The 17,133-nt window shown below is 65.3% G+C and carries 11 protein-coding genes; 3 read left to right on the top strand and 8 right to left on the bottom strand.

What is annotated here, in order from left to right:
- Positions 1–89: 89 nt before the first annotated feature.
- Together A3M7_RS0130100 and A3M7_RS0130095 are read left to right on the top strand one after the other, a co-directional pair.
- Positions 90–605, top strand: a complete 516-nt coding sequence (locus A3M7_RS0130100) for a YcgN family cysteine cluster protein (protein WP_027547261.1) — start codon at positions 90–92, stop codon at positions 603–605.
- Positions 606–756: 151 nt separating this feature from the next.
- Positions 757–2,343: an MDR family MFS transporter gene (locus tag A3M7_RS0130095; RefSeq protein ID WP_027547260.1), complete on the top strand. Its 1,587-nt coding sequence runs from the start codon at positions 757–759 to the stop codon at positions 2,341–2,343.
- Between the two features lie 3 nt (positions 2,344–2,346).
- On the opposite strand, the gene A3M7_RS0130090 is transcribed toward A3M7_RS0130095, so the two are convergent.
- The 5 genes from A3M7_RS0130090 to A3M7_RS0130065 all read right to left on the bottom strand — a co-directional run bounded on the left by A3M7_RS0130090 (position 2,347) and on the right by A3M7_RS0130065 (position 11,874).
- Positions 2,347–3,990, bottom strand: coding sequence for an alpha/beta-hydrolase family protein (locus A3M7_RS0130090; protein WP_084302640.1), 1,644 nt, complete (start codon positions 3,988–3,990; stop codon positions 2,347–2,349).
- A 79-nt stretch (positions 3,991–4,069) separates the two neighbouring features.
- Entirely contained in the window at positions 4,070–6,559 is a 2,490-nt protein-coding gene (locus A3M7_RS0130085; protein WP_027547258.1) for a GAF domain-containing protein, read from the bottom strand.
- A gap of 106 nt (positions 6,560–6,665) precedes the next feature.
- Positions 6,666–8,354: a thiamine pyrophosphate-requiring protein gene (locus A3M7_RS0130080; protein ID WP_256374897.1), complete on the bottom strand. Its 1,689-nt coding sequence runs from the start codon at positions 8,352–8,354 to the stop codon at positions 6,666–6,668.
- Between the two features lie 117 nt (positions 8,355–8,471).
- Positions 8,472–8,888, bottom strand: coding sequence for a hypothetical protein (locus A3M7_RS45095; RefSeq protein ID WP_049823758.1), 417 nt, complete (start codon positions 8,886–8,888; stop codon positions 8,472–8,474).
- Positions 8,889–9,120: 232 nt separating this feature from the next.
- Positions 9,121–11,874: a calcium-binding protein gene (locus tag A3M7_RS0130065; RefSeq protein ID WP_027547256.1), complete on the bottom strand. Its 2,754-nt coding sequence runs from the start codon at positions 11,872–11,874 to the stop codon at positions 9,121–9,123.
- A 430-nt stretch (positions 11,875–12,304) separates the two neighbouring features.
- Here A3M7_RS0130065 and A3M7_RS0130060 point away from each other — a divergent pair, with 430 nt between their 5' ends.
- Positions 12,305–13,663 carry a hypothetical protein gene (locus A3M7_RS0130060; protein ID WP_245284351.1) on the top strand — a complete coding sequence of 453 codons (1,359 nt, stop codon included), beginning with the start codon at positions 12,305–12,307 and terminating at the stop codon, positions 13,661–13,663.
- Between the two features lies 1 nt (position 13,664).
- On the opposite strand, the gene A3M7_RS0130055 is transcribed toward A3M7_RS0130060, so the two are convergent.
- The 3 genes from A3M7_RS0130055 to A3M7_RS0130045 form a co-directional block, all read right to left on the bottom strand.
- Positions 13,665–14,348 (bottom strand): class I SAM-dependent methyltransferase, encoded by a 684-nt coding sequence (locus tag A3M7_RS0130055; RefSeq protein WP_027547254.1) that lies wholly within the window; start codon positions 14,346–14,348, stop codon positions 13,665–13,667.
- A gap of 7 nt (positions 14,349–14,355) precedes the next feature.
- Positions 14,356–15,354: a glycosyltransferase family 2 protein gene (locus tag A3M7_RS0130050; protein ID WP_027547253.1), complete on the bottom strand. Its 999-nt coding sequence runs from the start codon at positions 15,352–15,354 to the stop codon at positions 14,356–14,358.
- A 184-nt stretch (positions 15,355–15,538) separates the two neighbouring features.
- A complete protein-coding gene (locus tag A3M7_RS0130045; protein WP_049823757.1) occupies positions 15,539–17,101 on the bottom strand; it encodes a hypothetical protein in 1,563 nt (520 codons plus the stop codon).
- Positions 17,102–17,133 lie beyond the last annotated feature (32 nt).

The raw sequence follows: 17,133 nt of genomic DNA, 5'->3' as shown, positions 1-17,133 counted from the left end.
CGGGCCTCTCGGAGGGGTTGCTTGCAGCATCGCAGGCACACGCCCTAGATGGGGTCAGCCGTAGCTCTTTCGAACCCTTGTTGAGGCGCATGACCGCAGCTCCCAAACGACCTTCAGGCCAGGAAGGATTCTTCTGGAAAACCAAGACGTTGGAAGAGATGTCGGGGGACGAATGGGAGAGCCTGTGCGATGGCTGCGGCCGCTGCTGCCTGAACAAGCTCGAGGACGAGGACACCGGCGACATCTATTTCACCCACGTCGGCTGCAAGCTGCTCGATGCCGGGACCTGCGGCTGCAAGGACTACCCGAATCGTTCCGACAAGGTTCCGGACTGCGTCCGCCTGACCCCGGCCAATGTCCGCACCCTGAACTGGCTGCCGCCGAGCTGCGGCTACAAGCTCGTCGCCGAGGGGCGCGATCTCTATTGGTGGCATCCGCTGGTATCCGGTGATCCCAACACCGTGCATGAAGCCGGCGTCTCCGTGCGCGGCCGGGTCGAGGGCAGCGAGGAGGAGATCCCGGACGCTGATCTCGAGGACCACATCGTGCAATGGCCGGCCCTGCTGCCGAAACGGGCGCGCCTGAAGCGACGTCCGAAGGACTGACCCGCCGTACGGATCACGTGTTCGGGATGACCCGGCGGCGGGATGCACCCATGCGCCGCGGTGCCTGCCTGGGAAGAACTTTGCTGTCTACATTGGGCTGCATAGAACGAATCCCTCGCGGCGTTGCGCCGCCCCACGGCTTCCGATCGAGATGAACAAGTTCGACCGGCAGAGCAGTTCTGCCGACATCCAGGCGTTGCCCGACGACATTGCCGAAGAGCTGTCCCGCCTTCCGAGCGAGGTCATCAGCGTCGATGACGCGCCGTCCATCGCGCCGCCGGTGCCGCTGACCTCCGACGAGGTCCGCACCATCGTCATCAGCCTGATGCTGACGATGTTCCTGGCGGCCCTCGACCAGACCATCGTCGCGACCGCACTGCCGACCATCGGGCGCCAGTTCCAGGACGTCTCGAACCTGTCCTGGGTGATCACGGCCTATCTGCTCGCCTCGACCGCGGTCGCGCCGGTGTTCGGCACGCTCAGCGACATCTACGGCCGCCGCGTCATGATCATCATCTCGCTCAGCCTGTTCGTGGCGGGCTCGGTGCTGTGCGCGATCGCGCCGAACATGCCGATGCTGATTCTCGCGCGCGGCCTCCAGGGGCTTGGCGGCGGCGGCATCATGCCGGTGGTGCAGACGGTGATCTCCGACGTCGTGAGCCCGCGCGAGCGCGGCCAGTACCAGGCCTATTTCTCCAGCGTCTGGATGGTCGGCGGCATCCTCGGCCCGGTCATCGGCGGCGTGTTCGCCGAGCATCTGCACTGGTCGATGATCTTCTGGATCAATCTGCCGCTCGCCGCCGCGGCGATCGCGATGCTGCTGCCGAAGATGAAGAAGATTCCGGTGTTCCATCGCAAGCGCAAGGTCGACTGGCTCGGCGGCGTCCTGCTGATGGCCTCCGCCGTCGTCTTCATGCTGGTGCTGACCTGGGGTGGCACGCGCTACGCATGGCTCTCGCCGACCGTGCTTGCGATGGTGGGCGGCGCTGTCGCGCTCGCGGTCACCTTCGTCTGGCACGCGCGCCGCGCCGACGAGCCGTTCCTGCCGCTGAAGCTGCTGACGGGATCGGTGGCGCCGTTCGCGCTGACGGCCGGCGGCTGCGGGCTCGGCGCGATCACGGGCCTCACCGTGCAGCTCCCGCTTTATTACGAGTCGGTCTATCATCTCAGCGCCAGCGAGGCGGGGCTTGCGCTGATTCCGCTCGCGGCGGTCTCGACCTGCGGCGCGGCGATTGCCGGCCGCACCATGGCGCGCGCCAGGCATTACAAGCGCGTCGCCATTGTCGGCACGTCCTGGGCGGCGATTTGCGCGCTGGGCCTGACGCTCACCACCTTGCCGCTCTGGGGCCTGCTGACGCTGATGGCTGCGTTCGCGCTCGGGCTCGGCACCACCTTCCCGGTCTGCGTGGTCTCGCTGCAGAATTCGGTCGCGCGTCCGCAAGTCGGCACCATCACCGGCGCGATGAACTTCTTCCGCTCGCTGATGTCCTCGTTCACGGTCGCGGCCTTCGCCGCCATCCTGCTGATCGCGCTCGGCACCGACATTCCGCTCGCCGGTGAGCATCACGCGGCAGGCAGCATCCCTGCGATCCCCACTGAGGACATGCGGCACGCGTTCCGCTACGTCTTCGGCGCCGCCACCGCGCTGATGGCCACCGCCGCGCTCTGCCTGATCATGATGGAGGAGCGGCCGCTGGCAGGCCCGACCGTCGCAACGCAGGTGGAGATGGCGGAGTAGCAGTTAGCCGCCGCGATCGGGATCATCGTCGGCATTGCCTGCGCCCGTCTTCCGTGCTTTCGCAGCGAGCTGCTGCTTGAGCTGCGCCAGCGCGTCGGCAGACCAATCACGGACATCGGTAACCGCGACCCAGGCATCGACGTAATGCTCGGGTGCGTAGACATGGCCAAAGCCCATCGGTGTGCCGTTCGCGACCGCCATGTCGACGGCGAGCTGCAGCATCGTGACGATGGGATACCATCGCAACTCGGGTGATACGTCGGGCCCACGCGGCGCCCTCATCCAGGCCGGAGCCTGATAGGCGTCGCGGTAGGCGAAGAACGTGATCGCGTCACTGGCATATTGCAGATAGACGACGCGCATCGGGCCCCAGGGCGCATCTGCCGGCACCGTCGGCCCGTTCTGGCTCATGAAGCGGACGACGCGGCCGTCGCGGAATTCCGGCAGCCAGGCCGGCGAGCCCTGATTGCGGTTCGCGGTGACCGAGCGCCAGATGCGGCTTTCGAACGGTGGCCCGCTCCATAGCGCGCCAGCGATGGGATCGCCGATCGTCTCGAACAGTTCTGCGGATTTCTCCGAGTTCATGGCGCCGAGGCTAAGCCCGTGCAGATACAGTTTTGGCCGCTTGTCCTTCGGCAGTGTCGTCCAGTAGCCGTAGATTTCCGCGAACAGGGCGCGCGCCGCCTCCGCGCCGTATTCGGGCTGAAACATCAATGACAGCGGGCTGTTGAGATAGGAATACTGCACCGCGACGCTGGCGACATCGCCATGATGGAGATATTCGACCGTATCCATCGCGGCCGGATCGATCCAGCCGGTGCCGGTCGGTGTAATGACGATCAGGATCTTTCGCTCGAAACCGTGCTGGCGCTTGAGCTCATCAAGCGCGAGCCGGGCGCGCGCTTGCGCGCTGTCGCGGCTGCCGAGGCCTACATAGACGCGCACAGGATTCTGCGCGAGCCCTCCCGCAACGGCGCCGATTTCCCTCGCGGTCGGGCCTGAGGCAATGAACCGGCGCCCCATGCGCCCGAGCTCCGTCCACTTCACCAGCGACGCAGAACTTCCTGTTTGATCGGGGGCGGCCGGTTGCGGCCGCTCGGGCTCCTGCAAGGCGTCGAGCTCGCGGAAGGAGGAGTCGAGCGCGTTGAACGCCGAGCGGACCAGGACATTGCTGGCGATCGACCAGAACAGCAGGCCTGCGACCAGCACGCCGAGGACGTTGGCGACCTTCCGCGGAATCACGAGCCTCGCGCGCGTAGCGAGGAAGCGGACCACAACCGCGAACAGTCGCCCCAGCACCAGCAGCACTGCGAACGTGATCAGTGCGATGACGCAGACCTTGAGTGGATGTGCGGTCTCGACCGGAGCCATCTTCATCACAGTGCGGATCGAGTTCTGCCATTCGGCGGCGCGCCAGAGGAAGACGATGACGATGAGCAGGCAGATTGCTGCCGCCAACGCATTCGCAATCGATCTCGCGCGCGCCGAAGGCTCGGGCAGCTCGAGATAGTGCCACAGCCGGCGCCACAGGATTCCGGCGAAATAGCCGATCGCAAAGCAGCCACCGGCGAGGGCACCTTGCGTGAGATAGCTGCGCGGGATCAGCGTCGGCGTCAGCGCGGCCGCGAAGAACAGCGCGCCCAGCATGAGGCCGATACCTGATAGCGAGAGGAGTTGTCGCCGAATGAACCACGCGAGACTCTTCAAGGCATCCTCCGGAGTGATGCTATCCCCTGTTGTTCTCCGCAAAGCTGCTCTTCCGCGGCAGCAGGATCGTGAATTCCGTGAACTTGCCCGGCTCTGTCGTGACGTCGATCGTGCCGCCGTGCTGCTTCACGATGATGTCGTGGCTCATCGACAGCCCGAGGCCGGTGCCTTCGCCGGCCGGCTTGGTGGTGAAGAACGGATTGAACATCTTCTCCCTGACCTCGTCTGCAATGCCGGTGCCGTTGTCGCGGATGCGAATCTCGATGGTGTCGCCGCGGTCGCGCGTCGCCGCGATCACCACCGGCTCGTAACCGGATGCACCGCCATCGGCCTTGCGCTTGGTGACGGCGTGGAAGCCGTTCGAGATCAGGTTCAAGAGCACCCGGGTGATCTCCTGCGGAAACACTTCGGCCTGCCCGGCCGCCGGATCGAGCTCGCTCCTGAGCGTCACGTCGAACTGCGGCGTCTCGGCGCGAGCGCCGTGATAGGCGAGGTTGAGGCTCTCCTCGACCAGAGCGTTGATGTCGCTGAGCCGGTGCTCGCCGCCGCCCTCGCGCGAATGCAGCAGCATGTTCTTGACGATGGAATCGGCGCGCCGACCGTGCTGCACGACCTTCTCCAGATTGTCCTTCAGGAGCGCGGTCAGTTCGTCAACCTCGGCACGGACGTCGCCGGCGAGCGGAACCGGCGCGAGCACCTCGTTCAGCTCGTCCGTCAGCTCGGCGGAGAGCGAGGCAAAATTGTTGACGAAGTTGAGCGGGTTCTTGATCTCATGTGCAATGCCGGCGGTGAGCTGACCGAGGGAGGCAAGCTTCTCGGTCTGGATCAGCCGGTCCTGCGCTGCGCGCAAATCGTCGAGCGATTTGGCGAGCTCCCGCGTGCGGTCCTGCACCTCATTGAACAGGCGTGTGTTCTCGATGGCGATCACGGCCTGGTCGGCAAAGGTCTTGAGCAGGTTGATCGCCTTGTCCGGGAAATGGCCGGCCTCCGGCCGCGTCACGGCGATGGTGCCGATCGCAGCGCCGTCGCGCAGCATCGGCGCCACCAGAATGCTGCGATAGCCCCTGGTCCGCGCCAGCTCCTTCATGGCGTCCGTGAGGCCGGTTTCGTTCTGCATGTCGCTGCGGAACGCATATTCCCCGCTTGCCGCCACCCGGCTGTGGATGCCCGATGCCGACAGCGGCACCGGGAAGGAGCTGAGCAGATCGGCGTTGCCCGCTTCGTTGTCGGTGGTGAACGCGGCCAGATGCAGCATGCCGTCGATAAGGCGGGTGACGGTGGAGGAATGTCCTCCGATGAGCGCCTTGGCACTGTCGGAGATCGCCTGGAACACCGGCGTGACGTCCGCCGGCGAGGCCGCGATCACCTTCAGGATGTCGGCGGTCGCGGTCTGCCGTTCCAGCGCTTCCCGGGTCGCGTTGAACAGGCTGACATTCTTGATCGCGATCACCGCCTGGTCGGCGAAGGTCTGAAGCAGTCCGACATGGTGCTCGCCGAACGCGCCGGTCTCCCGGCGCGTGGCGATGATGACGCCGATGGCCTCGCCCTCGCTCATCAGGGGGGCGAACAGCATGCTGCGGTAGCCGCGGGCGCGCGCGATGTCGCGTGCGGCCGGCTCGAGCTCGGTGTCGGGCAATTGCGCCGCCGCACCATTGGCCACAAGCTGGTAAGGCGGAAACCGTGCGAACGGCACCGGGAACGAGGCCTGGAGCACACGATCGCCGGCCGGATCGGTCGGCGTGAACGCTGCAAGGTGCGCGGAACCGTCGACATAGCGCAGCACCGCGGTGGAGAAGCCACCGATCAGCCGGTTGGCGTTGGCGGCGATGGCGTCGAACACCGGTTGCACGTCGGACGGCGAGGCGGCCATCACCTTCAGGATGTCGGCGGTGGCGGTCTGGCGCTCCAGCGTTTCCTTCGTCTCGTTGAACAGCCGCGCATTCTCGATCGCGATCACGGCCTGGTCGGCGAAGGTCTGGAGTAGCTGTACGAGATCGGGCGCGAACGCGCCGGGCTCGGCGCGTGTGACACTGATCATGCCGACCGCCGTGCCCCGGCTCATCAGCGGCATGAAGAGCACGCTGCGGAAGCCGCGCAGCCGCGCCAGATTGCGGTTCAGCTCCGGGACGTGCTCGGCCTCGCTGTCGGGAAACTGGATCGTCTCGCCGCCGCGAACGAGGGCAAAGGTCGGAAAATCCTCGATCCGGCGCGGGAACGATGCCTTCAGCCCTTCGTCCCCGTCCGGGCTGGTCGGCGTGAACGCCACGAGGTGCAGCTCGTCGCCGATGAACTGAAGCACGGTGGCGGAGAAGCCGTCGAGCAGGCGCTTCGAGCTGGACGCGATCGCAGCGAACACCGGCCGGGCATCCGAGGGAGATGCCGCGATTGTGCGCAAGATCTCGGCACTGGCGTTTTGCCGATCGCGCAGCCGCGTGTTCTCGGCGGCGGCCGACTGCAATTGCCGTTTGAGCTCGTCGATCCCGGCGACATCGTTGGAAGGGGTGGTCATTCGCAATCCGGCTTGGTGCCGCGACGGGCGCGGCACCGGGCCGGATTATCACATCTTCTGCGGCCGGAGCCAGCGCCCGCCGCCCAGCCGCCGAGACCCGGCTGCCTCACGTGCCCGGCCGCGACACCTCGGTCTCCTTGCTGGTGATGAACTCCAGCAGCACCGGGGTGCCTTCCTTCGTCTTCTGGATGCCGCGCCTGATCGCCGGGATGATGTCCTCGGGCTTCAACACCCGCTCGCCATAGCCTCCGAAGGCGCGCGCCATCGCGGCATAGTCGCCGGAAATGTCGGTCGAGCGATATTTCTCGGTCGAGACCGGCATCACCTTCAACTCGATCGCCATCGAGAAATTGTTGAGCAGGATCGACATGATCGGGATGCGCTCGCGCACCGCGGTCTCGAAATCCATGCCGGTGAAGCCGATCGCGGCATCGCCCCAGACATTGATGCAGAGCTTGTCGGGCCTTGCGAGCTTGGCGCCCATCGCGAGGCCAAGACCGTAGCCGAGCTGCGTCGTCTTGCCCCAGCCGAGATAGGAGAGGGGTTCCACCGCCTTCCAGAATGGCGACAGCTGGTCGCGCGGGCTGCCGGCATCATGGGTGATGATGGTGTTGTTGATGTCGACGGTGTGTTGGAGGTCCCACAGCACCCGATAAGGGCTCAACGGCGCGTCGTTGCTGGTCAGCTTCGGTATCCACTTTGCCAGCCACTCCTTGTGCGAGGCGGCGATTTCCGCCGCGACGGCCGAGGCGTCGCGATCCTTCGTGACGGTCCTGCCGATTTCCTCCAGCAGCGCATCGAGCACGAGGCCGGCATCGCCGACGAGGCCGATCCTCGCCTCCACATCCTTGTTGAGGTGGTTGGGATCAAGCGTGGAGTGGATGATGGTCTTGCCCTTCGGCATCGCGATGCCGAAACTGGTCTCGGTGAAGGAGCAGCCGACGCCGAAAATCACATCGGCCTCGCTGAGGAACTTCGTCACCGCGCGCGGCACCGCAAGACCGCCGGAGCCGAGCGACAGCGGGTGTGTCTCCGGAAACGACGACTTGCCTCCCAGGCTGGTGGTGACGGGAATGGCGAGACGTTCCGCAAGACGTTTCAGTTGCGGCCACGCCTGCGCATAGTGCACGCCCTGGCCGGCATAGATCACCGGCCGTTTGGCGTTGACGAGCAGGGCGGCTGCTTCCTTCACATGCACGGGATCGGCGCCGTAGCGGGTGCGCAGCACCGGCGTGTAGTTCAGCGGTTCCGGCACCTCCTCGTTCCACATGTCGGAGGGGATTTCGACGATCACGGGCCCGCCGCGGCCGTTCTTGAGTTTCGTGAAGGCACGGCGGAAGATGTTGGCGACTTCCGCGGCGAGGATGATCGGCTCCGAGGACTTTGCAAACGGCTTCATCGCCTCGCTGGAATTGAAGTTCGGCTCGATGTGCGCGAGCCGGCGCTGATAGCCCATCGGCAGCACCAGCACGGGCACGGATTCGCCGAAGCACTGCGCGACGCCGCCCATCGCGTTCTCCGCGCCCGGCCCATGCTGCATGCAGAACGCGCCGATCGTTCGTCCCGACGTCACGCGCGAGATCGCGTCCGCCATGTGGATGCCGACGCGCTCCTGCCGCACCATGACGGGGCGGATCTCGGCCTGCGCCGCATGCTCGATCAGATGGTTGACGGGATAGCCGCAGAGGATCTCGATGCCTTCGCGCCTCATGATTTCCGCAATGGCGGTGCCGAGCTTCATGACGTCTCTCTCCCTGGCGAGGCCGGTTGCTCCGGCTGGTTGGGGAGAGAGGATCAGGAATTTGGGGAAGGGTAAAGCGCGGGGGTGCGAAGGAGGCGGTAGGTCAGGTATGCAGCGCCGGCGTCCATCCGCACGGACCCGCCAGCCATTGCATCAACGCTTCGCGGCCTCCTACTTGCAGCTTTTGCAGATCGTCAGCTTACGCTTTAACGCTTCATCTTCTTGATCGATCAATTGCTGCGCCGTATCCGGATTGTGCTGCGCCGTATCCGGATTGGGCTTGGAACCCTTTGCTGCGCGCGACGTCATGGGGCGCGTCGTCTGCTCCGGAGTATCATTGTCGTCGACGGCGTTAAAGCCGTCATAGTCAGCGGCTGGATTCGGCGATTGTGGAGGTCCGCCAGTCGCTGGTGTCGACGACACCCTGTCGGACGCTGCCGGGGAATTCTTGGCGCTCGCCCGTGGCGGCGATGCCTTGGGCGGAGCAAGCGAAACCGGCGGCGCGGCCGAAGTCTGGCCTCTCGCGCTGTCGTGCGACCATGCGCCCACAAACATGAGGCCGAGAGCCAAGAGCGTCACGCTTCTCATCCGCATCCTCTCGGCAGTTCTGGTTCAACGATCGATGGCATGGCCCGCCGAGCCGCGACGGCGTTCAGAGTATCAGGACTCACATGGCCGTCAAAGCGCCGTAGCCCGGATGGTGAGCGGCCTAATCCGGGACGGTCGCATCGATTCGCGGGCCCGCGATTGCCTGCCGCGCCATCCGGGCTGCGCCCGACAGGCAAGACACACGATCGCCGGGCGACCGCGATCGTCGGCCTCAGATCAACGTCCCCGAGTGGACGCTCGCATGGGCGAGCAACGACTGGATCACGATGTTGTCGCCGGGACCTCCGTCCAGCACGTCGACGCCGCCGCCGCCGATCAGCACGTCATCGCCGAGCCCACCGAGCAGCGTATCGTTGCCCGCGCTGCCGATGAGCACGTCGTCGCCGGCGCCGCCGTCGAAAACGAGGTGCGGCCCGCCGGGACCGACGCCCGACGCCTCGATCACGTCGTCGCCGCCGAGTCCGTTGATGGTGATGGTGTCGTTGAAGTCGAAGTTCTCGATCACGATCTGGCTGGCGAGACCGTCAATCACCAGCGCGCCATTGCTGTTGAGCGATAGCGAGATGACGTCGTCCCCGCCCGTGCCGTTGATCACGATCTTGTCGGCCGCGCCGTCGCCGCCTGCGGTGCCGGGAACGCCGCCCAGATCGATCTTGACCTCCGTCACGTCGGTGCCGCTCATGTCACCGACATTGATCGTGTCGGCGCCGCCGCGGGCATTGAACGCGATCGTTTCGACGCCGTGCGTGTCCATCGTGATCGAGGCGACGTCCCGCGTCAGCTCGGCACGCCCTCCATTCGCGAAGATGTTGATGGTTTCGGCGATGTTGGCGCCGTTGAACAGCAGCGTGTCGGTGCCGCCCTGGCCCTCGATCGTGTCGTTGTCGTCGCCCGGATTCCAGACGAAGGTGTCGTTGCCCGCGCCCATCAGCGCGACGTCGTTTCCGTCGCCGCCATTGATCAAGTCGTCGCCCTGACTGCCGCGGATGGTGTCGTTGCCGAGTCCGCCGTTGATCGTGAGTTGCAGCACGCCGGCCGCAAGCCCGCTCGCATCGATCACGTCGTCGCCGCCGAGGCCATTGAGTGTCAGCTGGTCGGTCGCATCCATGAAGGTCAGGTTGGTGGTCGCATGGAGGCCGAAGACGGTCACGCCGCCGGCATTGCCGGTGACGCCGAACGTGTCGGCGCCCTGGGTGGCATCGACCGTGACGGTGTCGACGGCGCCGTCGGGCGTTCCGGCCGAACCGCCGAGGTCGATGTTCACCCGCGTCACATCCGTCCCGGTCAGGTCGCCCACCACGACATGGTCGGCGCCGCCCAGCGCGTGGATATCGACATGCTCGACCCCGTGCAGGTCCATCGTGATGTTGCCGACGTCGCGCGTGAGCAGGGCGTGATCGCCGTTCGCCGTTATGGTGAGGTTCTCGGCGATGTTGGCACCGGAGAACCGCAGCGTGTCGACGCCGGCGCCGCCTTCGATGGTGTCGCTGCCATCGCCCGGATTCCACTCGAACACGTCGTGGCCGGCGCCGAGCTGCACGAGGTCGTCGCCGCGGCCGCCGACGACGGAATCATTGCCGTCGCCGCCGATCAGCGTATCGTTGCCGGCGCTGCCGACGATCGTATCGTTGCCGGCGCCGCCGTCGATCGTCAGGTGTACGATTCCCGCGGCAAGCATGGCCGCCGAGATCGTGTCGTTGCCGCCGAGGCCGTCGATGACGAGCGCGTCGTTTGCGCCTTCCGCGTTGGTAATGGCAAGAGCGGCGGGCAATCCTGTGACCGAAACTGACGCGCCCGAGCCAGCCACCTGGATCGTATCGGCTGCGCCCGTGCCGTTGAGCGTCACCGTATCGGCCGCGCCGTCCCCGGTCCCGTTCGATCCGAGATCGACATTGACCTGCTTGACATCGGTTCCCGCGAGATTGTTGACAACGATGTTGTCGCTGCCGCCGCGCGCATTGATCGTGATGGTCTCGATGCCGTCCAGGTCCATCGTGATGTTGCCGACATCGCGGGTCAGCAGCGTGCGTCCGCCATTTGCAGCGGAAACAACGATGTTCTCGCCGATGTTCGAACCATTGAACAACAGCGTGTCGGCTCCGGCCTGTCCTTCGACCTTGTCGCTGCCGTCGCCCGGGTCCCACTGGAAGGTATCGTTGCCGGCGCCGAGCAAGGCGGTGTCGTTGCCCTGGTTGCCGTCGATGAAATCGTTGCCGTCGCCGCCCAGCAGGCGGTCCGCACCATTGCCGCCGAGGATCGTGTCATTGCCGGCACCGCCGTCGATCGTCAGATTGATGAGCGCGGCGAGATTGCCGGTGGCGGTGATGACATCGTCGCCGCCATTGGCATGGACCACGAGATTTTCTGTGGTGCCGATGTCCAGCGAGAACGGCGCGGGGTCGACGCGGTCGAAGCGCACGCGCGTGCCATTGGCCGTGATGGCGAAGGTCTCGCTGCCGTTGCCGCCGTTCACCTCGGCGGTGTCGATGCCTTCGCCGCCTTCCATCAGGTCGCTGTCGTCGCCGGGGTTCCAGATCATGCGGTCGTTGCCGGCCTCACCGAACATCTGGTCGTTGCCGTCGCCGCCGATCAGCACGTCATTGCCGGCGCCCCCGAACAGCAGATCGTTGCCGCCTTTGCCGAGCAGCGTGTCGTTGCCGGACTGCCCGAACAGCATGTCGCCGCCGGACCCGCCCGTCAGCGTATCGTTGCCGGCACCGCCGAACAGATTCGCCGCGGGCATCGCGCCGTTACTCTCGTCGATCGTGATGGTGTCGTTGCCGTCCTGGCCGAAGGCCTGGATCAACTTGGTGTTGGCGACCGTCGCGGGGCCGCCTTTGATCGCGACCGCGCCGCCGTTGACGACGATCGTTCCGGCCGCATTGCGGCCCAACGCGATCGTGTTGTTCTGGCCGTTGCCAAAGGTTGTGAGAATTCCGGCGGAAAAGTTTGCTGTGACAGCCATGTGCGCTTCTCGCTCGCGTCATCCTCGGAACGGACCGTATGGCAGGATCGTGACGCGTTTCGCGATGCCACCGGGGGTGAACGGCAAACGACAAGGGCTGTAGGCCGAGATGCAAGTTCTTGCTTGGCCGAATCCTCCGGAAGGGCTTCTGTTTGTCTTGAGAACAGCTTGATTTTCCGGAGAGCGCCGCATGCCCGGCTGATGGATCTTCGCGGCGGGAAGGATGCGTCCGCCCAGCGTCAGGAACATGGTTCACAAACGGTAACCAGCCCGCCCTGCGCTCGGCCAAGCGCGGTGAACCTCGAAGAAGAATTTAACGCTTGCGCCTTAACTTGCGCTCGCCATGAGTGAGCAGGTCGTGCACAGCGAGGTTCAACCGTTTTCAGCGCGTGCGGCGCTCCCCTGGCTGGTGAGCCTTGGCGTCTATGCCGTGGTGCTGATCCTTGGACAGCGGCTGCTCAACGATCCCGACAGCTATTCTCATATCGAGGTCGGCCGCTGGATCATGGCGCATGGCGCCCTGCCGGCGAGCGACCCTTTTTCCTTTTCGATGCACGGCGCGCCCTGGATCACTTTCGAATGGCTCTCGGAGATCGTCTACGCCGGAGTCTACGCGCTTGCCGGCTGGCCGGGCGTCCTCGTCGTCGCCGCGGCGGCGATCGCGCTCGCCTTCGGCCTGTTGACGTTCTTCCTGCAGCGCGAGCTTTCGCCCACCCTGACGCTGCTCATGGTGATCGCGGCCGTCATCTTGTTGGCGCCGCATATGCTGGCGCGGCCACACGTGCTGGTGCTGCCGGTGATGGTGATTTGGGCGGCCGCTCTGGTGCGCTGCATGGATCGTGGGGGGCCGCCGCCCTACTGGGCCCTGCCGCTGCTGGTCCTATGGGCCAATCTGCATGGCAGCGTGGTGCTGGCGCTTGGGTTGATCGGCCCTATTGTGCTCGAGGCGCTGCTGCGTGAGGGGCGAAGCGGATGGTCGCGCGTGCTGTTGCGATGGTTGCCATTCACGGCGCTTGCACTCGCAGCGTCCTGCCTGACGCCCTACGGGCCGGAACCGCTGCTGATGCCGCTGACGACACTCGGCCTCGGCCCCGCGCTCGCCTGGATCTCGGAATGGCGGCCGCAGGATTTCAGCCGCATCGGTGGCTTCGAGTTACTGCTGCTGGCCGGCATCTTTGCGCTGTCGCGCGGTGTGACGCTGCCGCTCGTGCGGGCCCTGGTGGTGATCGGCCTGCTCCATTTCGCGCTGGCGCAAGTACGCAATGCGGATCTGCTGGCCATGCTGGCGCCGCTTTACCTAGCGGCTCCGCTGGGTCGGATGTTCGGCGGACCGACCGGGGACGATGCGGCCGGCTCGTCGCGCGGCCTGACTCTGGCCGCGTTCGCCGGGTTGATCGCGGTGAGCGGGGCGGCCCTGGCGCGTGACATCCGGCCGGCTCCGATCATCACCCCTCACGCTGCCATTGCTCAAGCCGACCTCGCCAAGGCGGGGCCCGTGCTCAACGATTATTCCTTCGGCGGCTATTTGATCTTCGCCGGCATTCCGACCTTTATCGATGGTCGCGGCGAGCTGTACGGGGGACCGTTCATCGACCGCTACAACCGCGCCGTAGCGCTGGTCGACCTCGGAGATTTTCTCAAGTTGCTCGATGAGTACAACATCGGCGCGACGCTGCTCGCACCGCGGACACCGGCGGTCGCGATGCTCGACCGGCTGCCCCAGTGGCAGCGCGTCTACAGCGACGATGTGGCGGTCGTGCACAAGCGGCGAGATGCGCCGCAGAGATAAGTCAGGCGGTCCCGAAGGCCGCGTATTGGCCTCCGAGCGACACGCCGTTCAAGGCACCTTCCAGGCGCCGCGCCGGTTTGGTGTCCCAGGGGAGCAACAGGAAATGGCGCGAGCCGACCTCGCGTAATCCGTCCGCAGCCATCAACTTCCGGGTCGTGCCGGCGCTGAGCAGGACGGCGTCCCGGTCGAACTCACAGCGCGCAACGGCGAGGCGTGTCAGCGGGTTGTACGGATTGTGCTCGATCACGCAGACGAGCCCCCCGGGGCGCGTCACGCGCCGCATCTCGGCGATGAACTGCGCCCATTCGGCCGGCACGATATGGTGCATCACGCAGACGGCCGTGACCAGATCGAAGCTGGCGTCGTCAAAAGGAAAGGTGCGGCCGTCGAATTCACGGTAGTCGACCCCGCGGTTGTCGGCGCGAGCCTGCACCAGGCTGGCCGAAGACACGTCGATACCGCTCAAGCGGCCGACCATGCCGTGCAGCAGGGGATGAAGGCTGCCGACGCCGCAGCCGACGTCCAGCATTTCGGGCCGCTCTGCGTCCAGCCGCTGCGCGATCAGATCGCGCAGGAGATCGGCCTTGGCGCGCATGAAGAAATGATGCGGCAAGCCCGAAAAGTCGATCGATGACTGGACCACGTCACGGTAGTTGTCGTGATAATCGTCGAAGAGTTCGGTCATGCGCCGATCACTCGTTAACAGCGTGGATCGCGGGTGCCGCGGCCGCGGCCTCGCTGCGATCGAAGCCGGCGCGCGTCTGCACCACGTAGAGCGGACGGCGTTTCACCTCGGCATGGATGCGGCCGACATAAAGCCCCACGATGCCCGTCATCAGCATGTTGATTCCGCACAGCAGGGACACGACGACGATCGTCGAGGACCAGCCGGTCACGAGATGGCTGTCCTTGCTGAGCCACAACAGGATCACCCAGCCGCCGTAGAGGAGTGCGAGTCCCGAGACCGTCAATCCGCACCAGACTGCCAGCCGCAAGGGCAGATCCGAAAAACCGAGCGCGGCGTTCATCGCGAGCCGCACCATCTTGAACAGCGGGTATTTGGTTTCGCCCGCTGCGCGCTCGAGGCGGTGGAAGGTGACCTCGGTCTGCCGGAAGCCGAGCCAGGCGATCATGCCGCGGACGTAGCGGTCCTGCTCCGGCATCTGCCGCAGGGCGTCGAGCACCTTGCGGTCGATCAGGCGGAAATCGCCGACATCGGCGGGGATGCCGACAGAGGACATCCTGCCGAGAAGCCGGTAGAAGAGATGCGCCGTCGCGCGCTTGAATCGGCTTTCGCCGTCGCGCGACAGGCGGCGGGCGTGGACGATGTCGTTGCCTTCCTGCCATTTTGCGATCAATTGCTCGATCACTTCGGGAGGATCCTGCAAATCGGCATCCATGACGATGATCGCTTCACCTTGCGCGGCGTCCATGCCGGCGGTGATGGCGACCTGATGGCCGAAATTGCGCGACAAGCCGATGTAGCGAAAGCGCGGGTCGCGCGTGGCGAGCGCCCGCAGCACGATCGAGCTGGAATCGCTGCTGCCGTCGTCGACGAAGATCGCTTCTGCCGGCCCGTCGAGCCGGGACAAGACCAGGTCTAGCCGGCGCAGTAGGATCGGCAGCACGGCTTCCTCGTTGAACACGGGGATGACGAGGCTGTAGCGGATCGATTTGAAACTGGCCGCCATGCGAGGGTGTCCAACTCGGTTGCAGGGGCGCAAGTCTAATTCGCCGGTGGTTAAGGTGGCCTTGCCGCAACTGTTAAGGATCTAGGGCTCCCGGGCGATGCGGCCGGCCCGGGGGCGGCCGGGGCCGGGAGGGAGCGGGGATGTTGATGCCCGATTAACCACGCTGTGCAGCTGTGGCTTCGGCCTAGGACCTGTGGCGGATCTTGTAGAGAACAAATCGTTCCGAGGTGTCCAGCTCGTCCAGCAGATCAGGCAGCGGGTTGGGCCCGGGCGGTCCAAGCACATAGAGATAGTCGAAATCCTGGTACCAGGAGCGGACGAACGGCGGAACGTCCGCCCGCGGCTGGCTTGTCGCAATCGCCGTCAGCAGGCTTGACGGCACCGGCCCTCCGTAGGGAATGGCAAGACGGCGCACGGCCCCGCGTGGCCGCACCGGCTGCTTGCCCTCTTCCGTGAATAAATTGGGCACGAAGGCGTTGGCATAGTGCACGGCCAGCGTCGGCGCATAGAACATTGGATAGGACGTGAGGTCGGCGAAGGGCGGGTCTCCGGGATCGCCCGTGCTGCCAACGAGGACGCGTGAGCCGCGATCGATCTTTTCGAACGACCTGATGATGGCCGCATAGTTAGTGCGGTAAGGCAGCCACACCGCGAGGACGACGGCGAGATTGATCAGGATGATGCCGCTGATCGCAGCGAGCGCGGCCATTCTCCAGGTACGGTTGGGCAGGGACAGCGAGCAGAAGGCCGGCAGGATCAGAGCCGCGGCGGGAATCACGCGGAGGTCGACAAACGATGTTCCGAACAGCTTCGATGGAATGACGAGGTACAAGAGCGCAAAGCCGATCGCGAGCCAGATTCCGGCCGGGTCGAGCTTGAGCACGCCGCGTCTTGCGGCGAAGAGCAACGAGATCATCAGCGCCAGCCCGGTCATTGCCGATAGCGTCAAATTGTAGCCGTTCATGATGCGCAGCGGCCAGATCGGCTTGAATCCGAGGAACCAGCTCGTACCTTCGCTTCCGATCGAGCCTGCAGTCATATGCATGATCCCGAGCAGGATCAGCGCCGGCATGGCCAGCGCGCCAAGCCGCGCGGCCGCGACCCGGTACGATATTCCGTGGTGGCGGATGCGCCAGAGCTCGTAAAGGCCCAGCGTCGCGCCGTAGATGCCGAGGGAGAAGAAATGCGCCGCATACAGCGCAGCGACGAAGACCGTGTTGACGACGAAGCGCCGTGGCCATGGGCCGTCTGCCAGCATCAGATAGACGGCAATGCCCCAGAGGGCGAGGCCCAGTCCGAACTCGAAATTCACGAAGCCCCAGCTGAACGGCAGACAGTAGAGGAAAGCGAGCGCCGCAAAGCCGGCGAGATGGACACGTCCCTTGCGGGCCCATTCGAGCAGAAGCGCGCCCCCTACGATCAACAATTGGCTCAGGAGCAGAAACAGCCGTGTGGCGTTCTCGACGCTCATCAGCCGCGCTATCTGCGGGACCAGCAGGTCCATTCCAAGGTTGGGATAGAATGCCCAGGCCACCTCGTAATGCGGATTGGCGTTGGGAGTGCCGCTCTGGCTCAAAATATACATGCGGGCGAGGTGATTGGGATAATCGACCATCGCGGGAATAGGGGTCAGCAGCACCGGAAGAAACGAGACGGCCGCCAGCATTGCAAGAACGGTGATCGTCACCGATCGATCCGAGCCAAGATGAGCCCGGATCGTCAAGGTCGGCCTGTCGGAAGATGCCATGTGATCGGGCCGCTGGAGTTTGAGCCTGCGCT

Origin of the sequence: Bradyrhizobium sp. WSM2254, assembly GCF_000472645.1 — a bacterium.
GTDB classification, from domain to species: domain Bacteria; phylum Pseudomonadota; class Alphaproteobacteria; order Rhizobiales; family Xanthobacteraceae; genus Bradyrhizobium; species Bradyrhizobium niftali.
The sequence above is the reverse complement of the archived record's forward strand: the minus strand, read 5'-3'. Positions and strand labels throughout refer to the sequence as shown.